Annotated in this window: 15 protein-coding genes; 7 read left to right on the forward strand and 8 right to left on the reverse strand. The window is 72.4% G+C overall.

All coding sequences use genetic code 11. The features are described from left to right. Positions 1 to 2: 2 nt before the first annotated feature. Positions 3 to 1235 (forward strand): acyl-CoA dehydrogenase family protein, encoded by a 1233-nt coding sequence (locus ACWC9R_RS16795; protein ID WP_450732236.1) that lies wholly within the window; start codon positions 3 to 5, stop codon positions 1233 to 1235. Positions 1236 to 1338: 103 nt separating this feature from the next. Here the strand turns inward: ACWC9R_RS16795 and ACWC9R_RS16800 are convergent, their stop codons facing one another. From ACWC9R_RS16800 to ACWC9R_RS16815, 4 genes are all read right to left on the reverse strand, one after another. Then, positions 1339 to 1917, reverse strand: coding sequence for a class I SAM-dependent methyltransferase (locus ACWC9R_RS16800; protein ID WP_450732237.1), 579 nt, complete (start codon positions 1915 to 1917; stop codon positions 1339 to 1341). Positions 1918 to 2144: 227 nt separating this feature from the next. Further along, complete coding sequence (locus ACWC9R_RS16805; RefSeq protein WP_450732239.1) at positions 2145 to 2750, reverse strand: TetR/AcrR family transcriptional regulator; 606 nt, start codon at positions 2748 to 2750, stop codon at positions 2145 to 2147. A gap of 25 nt (positions 2751 to 2775) precedes the next feature. Continuing rightward, positions 2776 to 4434, reverse strand: a complete 1659-nt coding sequence (locus tag ACWC9R_RS16810) for an AMP-binding protein (protein ID WP_450732241.1) — start codon at positions 4432 to 4434, stop codon at positions 2776 to 2778. 96 nt (positions 4435 to 4530) lie between these two features. Beyond that, positions 4531 to 5301: an SDR family oxidoreductase gene (locus ACWC9R_RS16815; protein ID WP_450732243.1), complete on the reverse strand. Its 771-nt coding sequence runs from the start codon at positions 5299 to 5301 to the stop codon at positions 4531 to 4533. A 169-nt stretch (positions 5302 to 5470) separates the two neighbouring features. Here ACWC9R_RS16815 and ACWC9R_RS16820 point away from each other — a divergent pair, with 169 nt between their 5' ends. Both ACWC9R_RS16820 and ACWC9R_RS16825 read left to right on the forward strand, forming a co-directional pair. Beyond that, complete coding sequence (locus tag ACWC9R_RS16820; RefSeq protein WP_450732245.1) at positions 5471 to 6748, forward strand: exo-beta-N-acetylmuramidase NamZ family protein; 1278 nt, start codon at positions 5471 to 5473, stop codon at positions 6746 to 6748. A 104-nt stretch (positions 6749 to 6852) separates the two neighbouring features. Beyond that, positions 6853 to 8184: an MFS transporter gene (locus ACWC9R_RS16825; protein ID WP_450732246.1), complete on the forward strand. Its 1332-nt coding sequence runs from the start codon at positions 6853 to 6855 to the stop codon at positions 8182 to 8184. A gap of 36 nt (positions 8185 to 8220) precedes the next feature. On the opposite strand, the gene ACWC9R_RS16830 is transcribed toward ACWC9R_RS16825, so the two are convergent. Together ACWC9R_RS16830 and ACWC9R_RS16835 are read right to left on the reverse strand one after the other, a co-directional pair. After that, entirely contained in the window at positions 8221 to 9243 is a 1023-nt protein-coding gene (locus ACWC9R_RS16830; protein ID WP_450732248.1) for a LysR family transcriptional regulator, read from the reverse strand. 176 nt (positions 9244 to 9419) lie between these two features. Further along, positions 9420 to 12239: a penicillin acylase family protein gene (locus tag ACWC9R_RS16835; RefSeq protein ID WP_450732250.1), complete on the reverse strand. Its 2820-nt coding sequence runs from the start codon at positions 12237 to 12239 to the stop codon at positions 9420 to 9422. A gap of 240 nt (positions 12240 to 12479) precedes the next feature. On the opposite strand from ACWC9R_RS16835, the gene ACWC9R_RS16840 reads away from it, so the two are divergent. Together ACWC9R_RS16840 and ACWC9R_RS16845 are read left to right on the forward strand one after the other, a co-directional pair. Next, on the forward strand, positions 12480 to 13094 hold the full coding sequence (locus ACWC9R_RS16840; protein ID WP_450732252.1) for a hypothetical protein: 615 nt from the start codon (positions 12480 to 12482) through the stop codon (positions 13092 to 13094). A 284-nt stretch (positions 13095 to 13378) separates the two neighbouring features. Further along, on the forward strand, positions 13379 to 14818 hold the full coding sequence (locus ACWC9R_RS16845) for an amidase (protein WP_450732253.1): 1440 nt from the start codon (positions 13379 to 13381) through the stop codon (positions 14816 to 14818). Between the two features lie 52 nt (positions 14819 to 14870). On the opposite strand, the gene soxR is transcribed toward ACWC9R_RS16845, so the two are convergent. Continuing rightward, a complete protein-coding gene (gene soxR, locus ACWC9R_RS16850; protein ID WP_450732255.1) occupies positions 14871 to 15449 on the reverse strand; it encodes a redox-sensitive transcriptional activator SoxR in 579 nt (192 codons plus the stop codon). 128 nt (positions 15450 to 15577) lie between these two features. On the opposite strand from soxR, the gene ACWC9R_RS16855 reads away from it, so the two are divergent. Both ACWC9R_RS16855 and ACWC9R_RS16860 read left to right on the forward strand, forming a co-directional pair. Then, entirely contained in the window at positions 15578 to 16039 is a 462-nt protein-coding gene (locus ACWC9R_RS16855) for a MaoC family dehydratase (protein WP_393360820.1), read from the forward strand. A 97-nt stretch (positions 16040 to 16136) separates the two neighbouring features. After that, entirely contained in the window at positions 16137 to 16289 is a 153-nt protein-coding gene (locus ACWC9R_RS16860; RefSeq protein ID WP_450732256.1) for a hypothetical protein, read from the forward strand. A gap of 189 nt (positions 16290 to 16478) precedes the next feature. On the opposite strand, the gene ACWC9R_RS16865 is transcribed toward ACWC9R_RS16860, so the two are convergent. Further along, the gene (locus tag ACWC9R_RS16865) at positions 16479 to 17108 is read right to left on the reverse strand and encodes a TetR/AcrR family transcriptional regulator (RefSeq protein ID WP_450732258.1); all 630 of its coding nucleotides are present in this window, start codon (positions 17106 to 17108) and stop codon (positions 16479 to 16481) included. Positions 17109 to 17147 lie beyond the last annotated feature (39 nt).

Below are 17147 nucleotides of genomic sequence, written 5' to 3' on the forward strand. Positions count from 1 at the left end.
CCATGGACTTCGCATTCGACGCCCGCACCGAGGAACTGCGCGAGCGGCTCCTGACGTTCATGGACGAGCACGTGTACCCCGCCGAGCAGACCGCCCACGAGCAGCGGGCCGCGCTCGCCTCACCGTGGGACACCCCGGCGGTCGTCGAGGAGCTGAAGGCCGAGGCCCGCAGGCAGGGCCTGTGGAATCTGTTCTTTGTGGACGAGCACAGCCTGCCCGACGCGGAGCACGGCGCCGGGCTGACCAACCTCCAGTACGCGCCGCTGGCCGAGATCACCGGCCGCAGCCCGCAGTTGGCGCCCACCGCGCTGAACTGCGCGGCACCGGACACCGGCAACATGGAGGTGCTGGCGCAGTTCGGCAGCGAGGCGCAGCAGAAGCAGTGGCTGGAGCCGCTGCTGGCGGGCGAGATCCGCTCGGCGTTCGCGATGACCGAGCCGGAGGTGGCCTCGTCGGACGCCACCAACATCGAGACGCGTATCGCGCGCGAGGGCGACGAGTACGTCATCAACGGCCGCAAATGGTACATCTCCGGGGCGATGAACCCGCTGTGCCAGATCTTCATCGTGATGGGCAAGACCGACCCGGACGGCCCGGACCCGCGCCGCCAGCAGTCGATGATCCTGGTGCCGCGCGACACCCCCGGTGTCGAGGTCAGGCGCGCGATGCAGGTCTACGGCTACGAGGACCACTACCACGGCGGCCACGCCGAGGTGGTCTTCCACGACGTCCGGGTGCCGGCGAGCAACCTGATCGGCGAGGAGGGCGGCGGCTTCGGCATCGCCCAGGCCCGGCTCGGTCCCGGCCGTATCCACCACTGCATGCGGCTGATCGGGATGGCCGAGCGCGCCATCGAGCTGATGTGCCGCCGCGCGGTGGCCCGTACGGCCTTCGGCAAGCCGCTGGCCCAGCAGGGCGTGGTCCAGGAGTGGATCGCGGACGCCCGGGTGGCGGTGGAGCAGCTGCGGCTGCTGGTGCTGAAGACGGCCTGGCTGATGGACACCGTCGGCAACAGGGGCGCGCACACCGAGATCCAGGCCATCAAGATCGCCACCCCGCGCACCGTCGTGGACATCCTCGACAAGGCGGTCCAGCTGCACGGCGCGGGCGGCGTCAGCCAGGACTTCCCGCTGGCCGAGCTGTGGGCCGGGGCCCGCACGCTCCAGCTGGCGGACGGCCCGGACGAGGTGCACCAACGGTCGCTGGCGCGCCGGGAGTTGAAGCGCTACCTCTAGGGCACACACGGCGGCACACACGACAGCGGCCGGCCGGCCCCGGATTCCCCGGGTTCCGGCCGGCCGCTGCCGACAGGTCTCCGCCCCCTTTGCCGGCGCGGTCTCACGCCGGGTGGGCAGGGGTGCTGACCGGTGCCAGGTGATACACCCGGGCCGGCGGCAGATTGCCCAGCACGAGTTCCGAGCGGAAGGTGTGCCGGTCCAGTATGCGGCGCAGGGTGTTCTGCCCGTCGAGGACGTGGGCGCGCGCCGCGCGACCGGTGAACGTGCGGCGCGCGGTCGCCCCGCCCACATAACCGAAGAAGGACAGCGTGCCGCCGGGCCGCAGGGCGCCGAGCAGCCGGTCGAAGATGTCCGCGGTGGTCGGGGCGTCGAAGTTGGCGAACGGCAGCCCGCAGACGATCGTGTCGTAGGTGCCGAGGTCGTGGTCCTGCACCAGGCCGGTGCGGAACTGGAGCCGCGGGTCGGCGCCGTAGGCCCCGTGCAGCCGGTCGACGAAGCGCGGGTTGGCCTCGACCAGGTCGAGGGTGTCCAGCCGGCCGAGCGAGCCCGCGATATGGCGGGTGACCGCCCCGGTGCCCGGCCCCACCTCCAGGACCGCGCGTGAGCTGCCGGGGCTGGGGATCACATAGCGGGTGAGGGCCCTGCCGAGCCGGGGGCTGCTGGGAGCGATCGCCCCCACCTCCCGGCGCGTCCGTGCGTACTCCCGGAGAAACAGTGTTACTTCAGGCAAAGGGCACCCACATAAGTAGATAGCAGTACTATCCACACCCTAGCCACAGGCTCGGGATGAGAACAGCCCCTGATTGTGACCGCCCCTCGAGTGTCATCGCCCGGGGGCGCATGCCCACTCGCCCTGCTCGCAATCCAACAAATTCCCGGAGCCGTGGAACGCCGCGGCACCCCGGCTCAGGGCCGCAGCGCCCGCAGCAGCAGATCGGCGAGGTGGTCGGCGACCTGCTGCGGACTGAGCGGCCCGTCCTCGCGGTACCAGGTGCCCAGGTGGTGCACGGAACCGAAATGGTAGTCCACGACCAGGTCGGCGGGGATGTCGGCGGCGAACACGCCGGTGCGCTGCCCCTCCTCGACCAGGGCACGGAACCGCTCGTGGTACCGCCGCCGCTCGGCACGCACCTGCTTGTCCTTCTCCGGGCCGAGGTGGTGCATCGAGCGGAAGAAGATCTTGGTGTCGTCGAGGTTCTCGATGGTGGTGACGACCACATCCGCCGCGGCGTCGCGCAGTCGCTGCTCCACCGGCTCGTCGGCGTCCGCGAAGTGGTCCAGCCGCTCCTGCTGGAGTCGCAGGACCCGGCCGTAGACCTCGTGCAGCAGATCGTCCTTGGAGCCGAAGTAGTGGTAGAGGGCGCCCTTGGTCACACCCGCCGCGTCGACGATCTCCTGGACGGAGGTCCGGTCATAGCCCTGCTCGGCGAAGAGCCTGGTGGCGGTGGCCAGCAGCCGCTGGGCCACCGGCTTCGCCCCGCCGTTGCCGTTGCCGTCCTTCGTGCCGGCCATCGCCCTCACCTGTCCTTCGTGCTCGTCATGCGCGGTGGCGCAGCTCCCGTCGGAGGATCTTGCCACTCGTGGTCTTGGGAAGCTCGGCCAGGATCTCCACCGCACGGGGATATTTGTACGCCGCCAGCCGTTCCTTGCAGTAGGCGGCCAGCTCGGCGGGTTCCGCCAAGGCGCCGGGCCGCAGGCTGACGTACGCCTTCACCGACTCGCCGCGGTAGGCGTCGGGCACCCCGACCACCGCCGCCTCACGCACCGCGGGGTGGCCGTAGAGCACGTCCTCGACCTCGCGGGGCCAGACCTTGAAGCCGGACGCGTTGATCATGTCCTTCTTGCGGTCGACGACGTAGAGCCAGCCGTCGGTGTCCATGAAGCCGATGTCGCCGGTCCGCAGTTCGCCGCCGGGGAGCGCCTCGGCGGTGGCGTCGGGGCGGCGCCAGTAGCCCGGGACGACCTGGGGGCCGCGGACCGCGATCTCGCCCTGCTCGCCGAACGGCAGGTCCCGGCCGTCCTCGCCGATGATCCGGACGACGGTGTCGGGGCCGGGGACGCCGACGGCGAGCGTGCCGGAGACCTTGTCGACCGGCGCCTCCCGGCCCGGCGGGACGCTGGCGCAGGGGGCGGTGCACTCGGTCAGGCCGTAGCCGTTGTGGACATAGGGCCCGAAACCGGTACGGAACTTCTCGACGAGCGCGGGCGGCAGCGGCGCACCGCCGGAGGACATGGTCCGGAACGACGCGAAGTGGTCGCGGGTGACCTCGGGGTGCGCCATCAGCGCCATGTAGGCGGTCGACGGGCCGACCGTGTAGGCGGGGCGGTGCTCCAGGAAGGCGTCCAGGACGACGCCCGCCTCGAAGCGGTAGGCGAGCACGAGGGTGCCCCGGTTGGCGATACAGGCCGCCAGTTCGCAGACCATGCCGGTGATGTGGAAGAGCGGGGCGAGCGCGAAGTAGGTGGCGCCGTCGGGGAGGCCCAGGCCGGTGCGCTGGCGTTCGGCGTTGTAGGTGATGTTGCCGTGGGTGTTGGTGGCGCCCTTGGGGGTGCCGCTGGTACCCGAGGTGTAGCTGATCAGCGCGAGGTCGCCGGCGGCGAACTCCGGGCCGGCGGGCGCCGCCCGGGTCCGCGCCTGACGGGCCACGGCCAGCAGATCGTCGGCGTCCTGCTGCGGCCCGAGCCGCTCGCCGTGCAGCACCCGCCGGTCGTCGCGGGTCTGCAGATCCCCCTCATGGGCGGTGAGCACGATGCGTACGGACGGCGCCCCGGCGGCGGTGGCGCGCAGGAAGCCGTCCCAGGCGCGGTCGGCGCAGATGACCGCGGTGACCTCGGCGTCGTCCAGGATGTGCCGCATCTCGGCGGACTTGTACATGGGGTTGACGGGCACCACCACCCCGCCCGCCTTCCACACGCCGAGCAGGGCGAGCACGAAGTGCGGGGTGTTCTGCAGCATGACCGCGGCCCGGTCGCCCCGCCGGAAGCCGCGCTCGGCGAGGTGGGCGGCGATGCCGTCGGAGAGCGCGTCGGTCTCCGCGTAGGACAGCCGGCCGTCGAAGTAGGCGAGCGCCGTACGGTCGGGGACCCGGGCCACCGCGGTCCGGAAGGCGTGCAGCGCCGAGGGGGGCGGCTGCACGGGGGCGCGCTGGGCGTCGGTGAGCTGTGCCAGCCACGGCTTGTCCTGGTAGGAGGTCATCGAGGTGCGGCCCTTTCTTCCTGATCGCCCGATCATCCCTGCGGGGAAACGGCTGAGGTGCGGTGGGGTGGGCGACCGGGGTCGCCGGCCGGCCTGCTAGGAGCGCCCCTCGGCCTGCTCCAGCTTCTGCTGGAGGTGGTTCATCCCGGTCAGCCAGCGGTCGGGTTCGGCGGCACGCGTGGCGTAGTAGTCCGCGACCTCCGGGTGCGGCAGGACCAGGAAGCGGCCCTCCGCCATGGCCGCGAAGAGCGCCTCGGCGACGTCCTCGGGCTCCACGGCGGTCGGGGTGAGCACGAGGTCCCCGGCCGTCCCGGTGGCGGCCAGCATGTCGGTGCGGACGCCCTGGGGGCAGATGGCGTGGACGTCGATACCGCGGTGCCGGTAGGTCAGCGAGAGCCACTCGGCGAAGGCGTAGGCACCGTGCTTGGTGACGCTGTACGGGGCGGCGGCGACCATGGTGAGCAGGCCGGCCGCGGACACCGTGGAGACGAAGCGGCCGCTGCCGCGCTCCAGCCACTCCGGCACCAGCTCACGGGCGGCCCGGACATGTGCCATGACATTGACGTCCCAGGCCAGCTCCCAGTCCTCCTCGGACGCCTCGGGCCCGCCGCCGGTGCCGACCCCGGCGTTGGCGCAGAAGACGTCGATGGCGCCGCCGAGCGCCTCGCGGGCGGCCGGGACGACGGTGGAGGCGTCCCCGCCGACCGCGACCGCGCCGATCTCGTCAGCGGTCCGCTTCGCCTTCGCCTCGTCCAGGTCGTTGACCACGACCCGGGCGCCCTCGGCGGCGAACCGGCGGGCCAGCGCGGCGCCGATCCCCCCGCCCGCCCCGGTCACGACCACGCTCTTGTCCCGTACGGCTGCCACGCTGGATCTCCCTCGGTCGGGTCGGTTCGGCCTACGGCAGACTAACCAGTCGGTATGTCCCGGCGGAAGAGTCCTTTCCGCCTCGGCCCGCCCTGTTCCTGGATGGCCCCCGTGGGGCTAGCGTGCGCACGGCACGGACCGGTTGGTCGGCGATCACGGAGGTGGGCGGATGGCTCTGTCGAGACGCGTACTGCTCGGGCGGCTGGCGGCGACCGGCGCGGCGGGCGCGGCCCTGGCCTCGGGGGCCGGAGCCGCGCGGGCCGAGCGACCGGACCACGACGGCGGGCCCCGGGTGCGCACCGGCTTCGACCGGCTGGCCGCCGACGGCTACCGCCTCCTGGCCGGCCGGCGGGTCGGCATCGTCACCAACCCCACCGGCGTCACCGCGGAGTTGCGGCACATCGTGGACGTGATGCACGCCGACGACCGGGTGCGGCTGACCGCCGTCTTCGGCCCCGAGCACGGCTTCCGGGGCACCGCGCAGGCCGGCGGCTCCGAGGGCCGCTACGACGATCCGGCCACCGGGCTGCCGGTCTACGACACCTACAACAAGAGCGGCCAGGCCCTCGCCGACATCTTCACCGCCTCCGGTGTGGACACCGTCGTCTTCGACATCCAGGACGTCGGCGCCCGCTTCTACACCTACATCTGGACGCTGTACGACTGCATGGTGGCGGCGGTCCTGGCCGGCAAGCGGTTCCTCGTCCTCGACCGGCCGAACCCGGTCACCGGCCGCGCGGCCACCGGCCCGGTACTCGACAAGGCCTATGCCTCGTTCGTCGGCCGGGAGCCGATCGCGCAGGCGCACGGGATGACGGTCGCGGAGCTGGCGCTGCTGTTCAACGGCGAGTTCGTCCCGCAGGCCGCCGGGCGCCCGGTGGAGCTGGAGACCGTGCGGATGACCGGCTGGCGGCGCACCGACTTCCACGACGCCACCCGGCTCCCCTGGGTCCCGCCGAGCCCCAACATGCCCACCCCCGACACCGCCCTCGTCTACGCGGGCACCTGCCTCTTCGAGGGCACCAACCTCTCCGAGGGGCGCGGCACCACCCGCCCCTTCGAACTGCTGGGCGCCGACGGCATCGACCGGCACTGGGCCGCCGCGGTCACCGCACTGGGCCTGCCCGGAGTGCACTTCAGGGAGGCCTACTTCGCCCCCACCTTCTCCAAGTTCCAGGGCAGGACCATCGGCGGCGTCCAGCTGCACGTCCACGACCGCGCGGCCTTCGACCCGGTGCGCACCGGCATCGGCCTCCTGGTGACCGCCAAGCGGGTCTGGCCCGGCTTCGCCTGGCGCCCGGACCACAACATCGACCGCCTGACCGGGTCGTCGACGGTACGGACGATGATCGACGCGGGCGCCGGGCCGGACGAGATCGTGGCCGCCTGGCAGGAGGGCCTGAAGGGCTTCCGTGCGGTGCGGCGGCGGTATCTGCGGTACGCGTAACGGGCGTTGGGCCGGTCGGGGCCCGGGCCGGCCCCGGTCTCAGGAACCGGGACAGGCCGTCTCGCCTCTTGACTGGCCCCTACACCGAGCCGGAAAGTGCGCTGGTGAGCAGTGACGCGACAGCAGCGCAGACGACGGCCGGGGTGCCGGCGAAGACCGACGGGACCAGCGGCGGCGAGAGCCTGCGCCGGGTGGCGGTGGCCTCGTTCATCGGGACGGCCATCGAGTTCTACGACTTCTACATCTACGGGACGGCCGCCGCGCTCGTCCTCAACCAGGCGTTCTTCCCGACGCTCGACCCCGTCAACGCCACCCTCGCGTCCTTCTCCACCTACGCGGTGGCGTTCGTCGCGCGGCCCCTCGGCTCGGTGGTCTTCGGGCACTTCGGCGACCGGGTGGGCCGTAAGTCCGTCCTGGTCGCGTCGCTGCTGCTGATGGGGCTGTCGACGGCGTGCGTCGGACTGCTCCCGGGGTACGGCACCTGGGGCGTCTGGGCGCCGCTGCTGCTGATCGCGCTGCGCTTCCTCCAGGGCATCGGGCTGGGCGGGGAGTGGGGCGGGGCCGCGCTGCTCGCCGTCGAGCACGCACCGCGCGGGCGCCGCGGGCTGTATGCGGCGTTCCCCCAACTCGGCCCGTCCGTCGGGTTCTTCGCGGCGACCGGGGTGTTCTGGCTGCTGTCGTCCGGGCTCGATGACGCGGACTTCCGCTCATGGGGCTGGCGGGTGCCGTTCCTGCTGTCGTTCCTGCTGGTCGGCGTCGGGCTGTTCGTCCGGCTGAGGATCAGTGAGACGCCGGTCTTCGCGAAGGTGCTGGACGCCCAGGAGGCGAGCAAGGTGCCCGCCGTCGAGGTGCTGCGCCGCCATCCGCGCGAACTGCTGCTGGGCGCGGGCGGGATGGTCGTCGCGTACGGCCTCTTCTACACCGCGACCACCTACTGCCTCTCCTACGCCACCGGCACCCTCGGTGTCTCCCGCAGCACCATGCTGGGGCTCTCCCTCACCGCCTGCCTCTTCCTCGCGGCCGGCACCTGGCTCGCCGCCACCCGCTCCGACGGCGCCGGGCGCCGCAGGCTGATCCTGGCCGGGAGCGCGCTCGCCGCGGTGTGGGGGCTGCTGCTCTTCCCGCTGCTGGACACCGGACAGCCGGTGCTGATCGCCCTCGGCGTCGGCGGCGCCCTGTTCTGCATGGGCGTGGTGTACGGCCCGATGGGCGCCTATCTGCCGGAGCTGTTCGGCGCGCGGGTGCGCTACTCGGGCGCCTCCCTGGCCTACAACCTGGGCGGCGTCCTGGGCGGCGCGGTGGCCCCGCTGGTCGCCACCCGGCTCCAGTCGGCGTACGGCTCGGCCTCGGTGGGCTGGTACGTCAGCGCGATGGCGGTCGTCTCGCTGCTGTGCGTGCTGGCCCTGCCGGAGACCCGGGAGCGGGACCTGGTCTGAGGCGCCCCGGGCGACCGGCCCGGGGCGCCCCCGCCCTCACGAACTCAGCCACCACCGCCCGCTCTCCCGGGACAGCGCGTCCCACAGGAGGTTGAGGGGGTGGCCGGGGGCGTAGGAGTCCCGTTCGCCGCGGCGGGTGAAGACGCCGACCAGCACCTCGGTCCGGGGGCCCACCTCGCCGACGAGTTCCAGGGTGCGCAGCCCGCCGGCCTCCGGGAGCCGCCCGTCCGCGGCCGCCTCCCCGATGCCCCGGGTGACCAGCATCGCCCCGCTCACCACCCCGGAGCGCAGCAGCTCGAAGCCGTAGTGCGCGGCCTCGATCTCGGCCGCGACGGAGAGCCGCTGCCGGTAGTCGGCGCCGTACCAGGAGGTCAGGAAGCGGCCGATCAGGCCCCGCGCCGAGATGACCAGCGGCAGCCGGTCCAGCTCATGGGCGTCGAACGAGGTGCCGGGCAGCCGCTCCGGCGGCAGGTTCGTCAGCAGGGAGAGCCCGCTGCGCCGCCATTCCATGACCTCGTACGGCGCCAGCAGTTCCGCCTCGTCGGCCTCGGTGACCACGACGCTGCCGCAGACCAGGTCGAGTTCCTTGGAGCGCAGCTTGGTGAAGAGGTCGCCGGTGCGGACATGGGTGACCTTCAGGTCGACGTCGTCGCGCTCGTAGTCCTGGGTGACCCGTTCCACCGCGTCCAGCAGGAACCCGAGGGTGTAGCGGGTGGTGCCGACGGAGAGCGTCCGGCCGAGCCGGCGGCGGGCGTCGTGCACCCCGTCCGTCCACTCCCCCAGCGTGCGGCGGGCCAGGCCGACCAGCGCCTCCCCGGTCGCGGTGAACAGGGCGTCCCTGCCGCGCCCCTGCTTGAGGACCAGCTCCTCGCCGCACAGCGCGGCGAAGGTGCGGTTCATGGTGTCCAGCTGCTTCTGCACGCTGGACTGTTCGCGGCCCAGCCGGCGCGCGGCACCCAGCGCGGTGCCCGCCTCGTGGACGACGATCAGTGTGCGCAGCTGGTCCATGGTGGTATCCAGCAGCTCCGTCGGGTACTGCTGTGGACCTAACAAGGCCATGCCTCGCATTCCCCTCCCCTGGAGTACAGAACCCAGCAGCATATCCCGCGGGGTCATCCGGCCCCGAGGGCAGTCGGGCTTCCCTGTACGGGAGTTGGGGCGGCGGGGCACCGGGCGGACACGGCGAAGGCCCCGGGGCGGGTGCCCCGGGGCCTTCGCCGTGTCCCGCTCCGCGCCTACCGGTGGGCCGGGAACTCCACGACCTGCTGGTAGGTCGGCCGGTTCTGCCAGCTGATGGTGGCGTGGGTCAGACCGCCCACCGTGCGGTGGATGATCGCGTCCGCGCACCACTGGTCGCCGGCCTTGCAGCTGTCGTCGCCGGGGTAGACCTGCGCGGCGGTCTTCCCGCTCGCCTGCTGGAGGGTGGTGAGCAGGGTGTCGCGGCAGGCGGACAGCTCACCGTCGCCGCAGAACGTCCGGCCGAGCGGCCCGGCCACCTTGTCGCCGAGCACCGTCCGCAGGTCCTTGTCCGCGTAGCTCCACCAGCCGTACTGGAACGCCGATCCGGCGTGCGACCCGGTCGGGCCGTGGCCGGCCGACGGTGATTCGTCGGTGCCGAGGTTGGCGCGCAGCGCGTCGTAGAGGTCGCCGCCGAGGCCCGGCTTGAAGACGGCCTCCGTCATCAGCGGCCACCAGGCGTCCATCAGGCGCACCGCGTCGGGGTGGGTGTAGGTGTGGGAGCCGGCGGCGGTCTCCCGGCGCTGGGCGCCGTCCTTGCGCCAGGCCTCCAGCTGCTGCACCGCGGTCTTCAGCTTCGGGTCGGTGACCGGCTTGCTGTTCACCACCCGCAGGAGTTCGGGCAGCACGTCCTCGCCGCGCAGATCGGTGACGGCGGCCTCGGACATCGCGCGGGTGAGCGACGCCCGGGTCACCCCGCCGTCCTTCGTCAGCGCACGCACCCGGTCGTCCAGCAGATTGCCGCGGTGCACCGAGCCGTTGCCGTAGCCCGCCGAGTCGTAGTCCTTGGCCTGCTTGTTGTTCCAGGAGATGTAGTAGTCCTGGTTGACGGACTGGGGGTGCTGGGCGGGCGGGGTGTACTCGGTGGCGTTGGAATCAGGGTCGTAGCCCTTCCACTCGTAGGCGTCGTCCGCCTTGACGGGCAGGGACGGGTCGACGTCGGGGTTGCGGACCGGGTTGAGGCCGCTGTTGTAGTACGCGACGTCGCGGGAGTCGGCGTAGAACCAGTTGAAGGCGTAGCCGATGTGCTCGGCGGCCTGCTGGAACGTCTTGGCGTCGCGGACGTAGGACGGGTCGTTGAACATCTGGAAGCCGATGATCGAGTCGGCCTCGTGGCGGTAGGTGGAGCGCTGCGCGGTGTAGGCGACGGGCTTGCCGTCGAGGGTCGCGCGGTGGGTGACGACGCCGTACTTGGTCCGGAAGACCTGCATCCGGTAGGAACCGGCCGCCGTGGGGTCGGCGATGGTGGGCTTCCAGGAGTTGGTGCGCTCCAGCTTCTCCATGGGCACGCAGGCGCCGCGGTAGCGGTAGGAGGTGGAGTCCTTGGTGGGCGCGGAGCCGTCCGCGTTGCACAGCTCGGCCGCGAAGGTGTCGGTGATGTCCTGTCCGGCGGAGGTGGCGCTCCAGGAGTAGTCCTGGCCGCGGCCCAGCTGGACGTACATCCCGACGCCCGCGAAGGACGCGCCGCGGGCGCTGATGCCGGGCCCCTGGATCTCCTGGAGCATCAGCAGCTGGGGCGCGAAGTAGCCGGTCTGCGGGCCGAAGACGGCGACCGGGTGGCCGCTCGCGGTGTGCTTGCCGGACACCAGCAGGGCGTTGGACATCCCGCGGTGCTGGGTGGGGTCGAAGCTCCCCTCGGGCAGCACCCCGTCCTTGAAGAGGCCCTCCAGCTTCTTGTACTTCTTCGGGGCCTTGACCGGGTCCCGGGGCGGCGTCCCGCTCTTGACGGTGGCCGCGCCGGTGCGGTCGAAGACCAGCGGTTCGGGGGTGACCGACCCGCGGTCCGGCAGCGCCATGCCCTTGGCCCGGTCCGGCTTCACCGCGTACGGGAAGCTGCTGCCGTCGTGCAGGGTCTTGGCGGCCTCGGGGTCGTTGCGCTCCCGGAAGGACTCCCAGACCTCGGTGCCCTTCTCGACGCCGTACTTCTGCTGGGCGGAGAGCAGCGCCAGGGCGGACGGGACCTCGCCGCCACCGCCGTTGCCGAAGAGCCCGCCGACGACGGAGGCGAGCGCTATCAGGTCGGTGAGCTTGAAGGGCTTGATCTCACCGGCGTTGGTGATCGCGTCCACATGGCCGGTGAGCACGTACTCGCCGGGGAAGTAGCGGCCGTTCTTGGACTGTTCGCGGTAGGCGTTGATGCCGTCGACGTAGGCCTGGGCGTCCTGCATGGCCAGTTTGCCGCGCTCGCCGTTGGAGTCCCTGATCCGGTCGACCTGGGCCTGGAGGTCGTCCTCGGTGTACGGCGCCTGCGGCCAGAACTGCTGCTCCAGGCCCTGGTTGGCGAGCGCGCCGCCGGCGAAGGAGGTCAGTTCGCCGCGGCCGATGTGGCGGAAGAGGTCCATCAGCCAGAGCCGGTCCTGGCCCGCGGCGTAACCGGCGCCGTATTCGGTGCCATAGCGGGTAGTCCCCTTGATATGCGGGACGCCGGTCTTCTTGTCGCGGGTGATGGTCACGTCGTCGCGGGGGGTGCTGACCTTGCCCACCTGGTCCGCGGGAACCCCGAAGGAGGCATCGTTGAAGAAGGAGCCGAGGGTGTCGTCGGTGAGCGACTGATAGCCGCTCGCCAGGGCACCGTAGGGGGCGAGCTGGTCGGTGGAGTGCTCGGGGTGGGTGCCGAACAGCTTGTTGCCGAGGATCTCCACCAGGGTGGCGTTGCCGGTGGCACCGGGCGGCAGGATGTCGCCGCACTGCCCCTGGCAGTAGTCATTGGCGTCGCGCGGCGCGGCGGCCACGGTGGGGGGCGGTGCCAAGAGCGTGGCACCCAAGGCGAACAGGGCTGCCGCGGCGGCGGTCCTGAGCCTTCCGGTACGTCGTCGCATTCCAGCTCCTCGATGGGGGTCCCCTTGAGGGAGGGCGGGCGGGACGTTACCGGCGGTTATCCCCGGCCGGAAGATGAACAACAGTCAACTTTTCTTCTCCCGCACGGAGTTCGGCCCCCGCACCCCGGTGACACCTTGGAACATCGCCAACCAATCCGTACGAAAATTCGATGGATCCAGATGGGGGTCGGCTGCGTCCCATCCCCGTCCAGTCGGGTCCTCCCCACGGAGGTGGGATGAATGGCCGGTTTCAGAGCCCTCGCAGAACAGGTCCGCAATCCACGACTCGTCGCCACCCAGCGACGCACCGCCCTGCGCAAGTGCCTTGAACGCTTCGCCCCTTACGGGCACCGGGCGACCTGGCACCATCTGTGCACCCGGGCCGGTATCGCGACCCAGGACCGCGATCCCGATCCGGCGCGGCTGGTGGCCGCGCTCACCGAGCTGGAAGAGGCCCGGGCCCTCTGGCTCGCGTACGAGGCGGAGTTCGCCGCCCGGCGCCGCCGGGAGAAACACGACGGCATCCGGCAGCCCGGCGCCCTCGACGAATGGCACCGCCGGACCTGGGGCGGCTGCGACATCGTGCCGTGCGAGTCACCGCAGCGGCACCCCGCGGCCCGGCTCGCGGTGGTGCTGCACCGCATGATCGCCGCGATGGAGGCGGGACGGCCGCGCCGTGACTGCCCCGTGTGCGGCGGCACCGGCTTCGCCTGGCTCCCCGAGGCCACCGACTCCCCCTCGACCGGCCCGGCCTGCCTCCGCTGCGGCGTCCTGGCCCCGGCCTCCGTCCTGACCCCGGACACCCTGACCGCCGCCGGCCGCCTGCACACCGCCGACGCCTTCGCGGCCGCCTGACCCCGCACCGGCCGGGCGCCGCGGGACGCGGCGGCGCCCGGCCCGGGACGCGGTCACGGGCGGGGCCGGTGGTGAGCACGCGCCGCGCCCCGCCGCCGGCCGTCCCCGGACGGGGCAGATGTCCCTTTCCGCTTCCTCCACGGCCTTTACGAACCGCCCCGCCACCTGAAACAACTGTCCAACGGGCCGACCCGCCGCACCGGTGTCCCGTCCGGTGGCCGGCGGCCCTTCCGCCCGTGTGGCACCAGGGCCGTGCGGGCGCCCGTAGGAGAGGGTGGACGTCCATGGCCGAACTGCACGATCTGACCGCGCGCGAACAGGCTCAGGGAATCCGGTCCGGGGAGCTCTCCCCCGTGGAACTCACCGAGCACTACCTCGCGCGGATCGAGCGGCTCGACGACACACTCGGCGCCTTCCTGACCCGCACCCCCGACCTCGCCCGCAAGCAGGCCTCGGACGCGGAGAGCGAGGCCGTCGCGGCCCGCCGTGAGGGCCGTGAACTCCCGCCGCTGCACGGCGTTCCGGTGCCGGTGAAGGACCTCAACCAGGTCGCCGGGGTGCGCTGCACGATGGGCTCCCGGGCGCTGGCCGCGCAGGTGCCGGCCGTCGACGACCATCTGGTCGGCAAGCTGCGCGAGGGCGGCACGATTCTGCTCGGCAAGACCAACACCCCGGAGTTCGGGCTGCCCTGCTACACGGAGAACGGCCTGGCGCCGCCCGCCCGTACCCCGTGGGACCTGACGCGCTCGGCGGGCGGGTCCAGCGGCGGGGCCGCGGCGGCCGTGGCCGGCGGTCTGGCGCCCGTCGCGCACGCCAGTGACGGCGGCGGCTCGATCCGGATACCGGCCTCGGTCTGCGGGCTCTTCGGCATCAAGCCCAGCCGCGGCCGGATCAGCGGCGGCCCGCTGCTGCACGACATCTCGGGCCTGGCCACCTCGGGCCCGCTGGCCCGTACGGTCGCCGACGCGGCCACCCTGCTGGACGTCCTGGCCGGGCCGATGCCCGGCGACCCGTTCACCGCGCCGTCGCTGCCGCCCGGCGAGACCTTCGCCGGACACGCCCTGCGCGAGCCGGGACGGCTGCGGATCGCCTGCCTCACCGAGGCGCCCGTCCCCGGTGTCGAGGTCCACGCCGACTGCCGCACCGCCACCACCGACACCGCCGCCCTGCTGACCGGACTCGGCCACGAGGTCGAGGAGTTGTCCCTGCCCGCCGACGACGGCATCCTGCTCGCCTTCACCCGCGTCTGGTCGGTGCTGGCCGCCAGCCGCCCCGTGCCGCCGGAGGGCGAGGAGCTGCTGATGCCGCTCACCCGCTATCTGCGCGACCGCGGCGCCGAGGTCTCCGGTACGGACTTCGCCCGCTCGATGTACGCGTTCCGGATGCTCTCCCAGTCGCTGGCCGACGGGCTGATGCCGCCGGGCGGCTACGACGTGATCCTCTCGCCGACCCTGGCCGCGCCACCCGCCGAGGTCGGCGCCCTGCGCGATGACGCCGACCCCCAGGCCGAGTTCGCCGCCCTGGGCGCGTTCACGCCGTTCACCGCGCTCTACAACGCCACCGGCCAGCCCGCGGTGAACGTCCCGGTGCAGTGGAACTCCGAGGGCCTGCCGATCGGGGTGATGCTGGCCGGCCGCTACGGCGACGAGGCCACCCTGATCGCGCTGTCGGCACAGCTGGAGCGGGCCCGCCCATGGGCGGGGCGCACCCCGTCCGTGTGGTGACGGACGTCTGAGTGCGCGCGCCCGTCCCGGCCCGGGGCGGGCGCGTCCACGCTCAGCGCCCGTCCGTGCAGCGCCCCGGCCCGTCCGGCCCGGCCGGCTCCTCCTCCGGCGCCGGGCCGCCGGGCCGCTGCTCGCCACGGGCACGCCGCTGCGCCCCCTGCGGGTCCTTGACGCCCCGGTCGACCCGCAGCCGCCGTGCGCCGGGCCCCTGCTCGCCGAGGTTGTCGTACGGATTGGACAGCGCGCACTTCTCCAGCGAGAGGCAGCCGCAGCCGATGCAGTCGGTCAGCCGGTCGCGCAGCTCCACGAGTTGGCTGATCCGCTCGTCCAGCTCAGAGCGCCACACCTCGGAGAGCCTGGCCCAGTCGGTGCGGGTGGGGGTGCGCTCGTCGGGCAGCTCCGCCAGCGCGTCACGGATCACCGCGAGCGGGATGCCGACCCGCTGCGCCGCCCGGACGAACGCGACCCGGCGCAGTGCGTCACGGCTGTAACGCCGCTGGTTGCCCGCCGTCCGGGTGCTGCTGATCAGCCCCTTGGACTCGTAGAAATGCAGTGCGGACACCGCGGCGCCGCTCCGCGCGGAGAGCTGGCCGACGGAGAGCTCATGAACCTTGTGGGGAAGCTGGGGCACGTGGCAACCCTAGAGCCTGTCCGGCCATTGACAGCGGGTGCTCGCACTCCGCATTCTGAGCAAGCGCTTAGTAAGCTTTTGGCCGGTGTGCGCCGGCGGCGGACAGATCCCGAGGAGGCAGACAAGAGATGGCAGAGCCCCGAGTGTTTGGATCGCTCGACGAACTGCGGGCCGCGGTCGGTGAGGAGCTGGGCACCAGCGACTGGCTGGAGGTCGACCAGAAGCGGATCGACCTGTTCGCGGAGGCCACCGGCGACCACCAGTGGATTCACGTGGACCAGGAGAAGGCCGCGGCCGGCCCCTTCGGCACCACCATCGCGCACGGCTATCTGACGCTGTCGCTGCTGCCCGCCCTCGTTCCGCAGCTGATGCGGGTCGACAACGTGAAGATGGGCATCAACTACGGCACCAACAAGGTGCGCTTCCCCGCCACCGTGCCGGTCGGCTCCCGGCTGCGGGCCACGGCCAGGATCGCGGAGGTGACCGAGGTGTCCGGCGGCGTCCAGCTCGCCACGGTCGTGACGATCGAACGCGAGGGCGGCGACAAGCCGGTCTGCGTCGCGGAGACGGTCAGCCGCTTCTATCTGTAGCGGGAGGGCCGGGCCGGGACACGGGGCGGCGAGCAGCGCCCGCGACAGCCGTAGAGTGCCCGGATGAGAGGACTACCGGGCCGGCGAGAAGCTCGACGTGGCCGAGTCCTGGATCGGCAGCGAGCGGCCCTTCCGGGAGACCGGCGTCGGGGCGACCTTGGGGTCCTTGTGGCTCTTCTGCATCGGGCTGGTCCTCTTGGCGGCCGGTGTCGCCACCACCCGCAAATGGGCGAAGAGCTTCAAGAAGTAGGGCCGGGCCCCGCCTGCGGGCGGCGCGCTAGGGGGTGTCGTTTGGATCAGGGCGGATCAGGGAGCGGGGTCTGGTGCGTGCGATCGCAAGGCGGAGGAGGGAGTCGACGCGGAGCGTCGGCGAGTGACGACAACGCGGCGAGCGTGCGTGCCAGACCCCGCGAGCCCGCCATGATCCGAACGACACCCCCTAGGCGGCCGGCGCACCCACCATGCGCAGGACGAGGTCGGCGTAGAGGGTGCCGACCTCGTCGGGGGTGCGGGGGCCGTCCGAGGTGAACCAGCGGGCGACGTCCACGCACAGCGACAGCACGGCGAGGGTGGTGCCCGGCACGTCGTCGGCCCGGAACTCCCCGCTGTCCGCGCCGTCCTGGATGATCTGCCGCAGCAACCGGTCGGTCCGGCGGCGCAGTCCGGCGATCTCGCTGTAGTGCTCGGGGCTCAGCGCCTGGAGTTCGTACTGGATGACCCGGGCGGTGGTGTGGTGCTCCGCGTGCCAGCGGGCGAAGGTGCGGACGGCGTCACGGAGCCGGTCGGCGGCGCTGCCCCCGGCCTCGGCCGCGGCGCCCATGATGCGCAGCGCCTTCTCGTGGCCGATGCCGCTGATGCGGTAGAGCAGCTCTTCCTTGGTCTTGTAGTGGATGTAGAGGGCGGCCGGGCTCATACCGGCGCGGCCGGCGATGTCACGGGTGGTGGTGGCGTGGTAGCCGCGTTCGGCGAAGGCCTCGACGGCGGCGCTCACCAGCCGTCGGGCGGCATCCGGGGTCACCCCGGCCCACTCCTCGTTCTCCTCTTTGGCCCGCTCCGCCGCCGCACCCATCGCGCACCCCGCTCCTCGACCCGCCAGGGACCCTCCTCT

Source organism: Streptomyces sp. NPDC001219 (genome assembly GCF_053597915.1).

Coding starts and splice junctions, on each gene's coding strand:
- ACWC9R_RS16810 (WP_450732241.1), bottom strand. CDS start 4,434: ATGACCTCCTACCAGGACAAGCCGTGGCTGGCACAGCTCACCGACGCC.
- ACWC9R_RS16865 (WP_450732258.1), bottom strand. CDS start 17,108: ATGGGTGCGGCGGCGGAGCGGGCCAAAGAGGAGAACGAGGAGTGGGCC.
- ACWC9R_RS16820 (WP_450732245.1), top strand. CDS start 5,471: ATGGCTCTGTCGAGACGCGTACTGCTCGGGCGGCTGGCGGCGACCGGC.
- ACWC9R_RS16845 (WP_450732253.1), top strand. CDS start 13,379: ATGGCCGAACTGCACGATCTGACCGCGCGCGAACAGGCTCAGGGAATC.
- ACWC9R_RS16835 (WP_450732250.1), bottom strand. CDS start 12,239: ATGCGACGACGTACCGGAAGGCTCAGGACCGCCGCCGCGGCAGCCCTG.
- ACWC9R_RS16805 (WP_450732239.1), bottom strand. CDS start 2,750: ATGGCCGGCACGAAGGACGGCAACGGCAACGGCGGGGCGAAGCCGGTG.
- ACWC9R_RS16830 (WP_450732248.1), bottom strand. CDS start 9,243: ATGGCCTTGTTAGGTCCACAGCAGTACCCGACGGAGCTGCTGGATACC.
- ACWC9R_RS16795 (WP_450732236.1), top strand. CDS start 3: ATGGACTTCGCATTCGACGCCCGCACCGAGGAACTGCGCGAGCGGCTC.
- ACWC9R_RS16840 (WP_450732252.1), top strand. CDS start 12,480: ATGGCCGGTTTCAGAGCCCTCGCAGAACAGGTCCGCAATCCACGACTC.
- ACWC9R_RS16855 (WP_393360820.1), top strand. CDS start 15,578: ATGGCAGAGCCCCGAGTGTTTGGATCGCTCGACGAACTGCGGGCCGCG.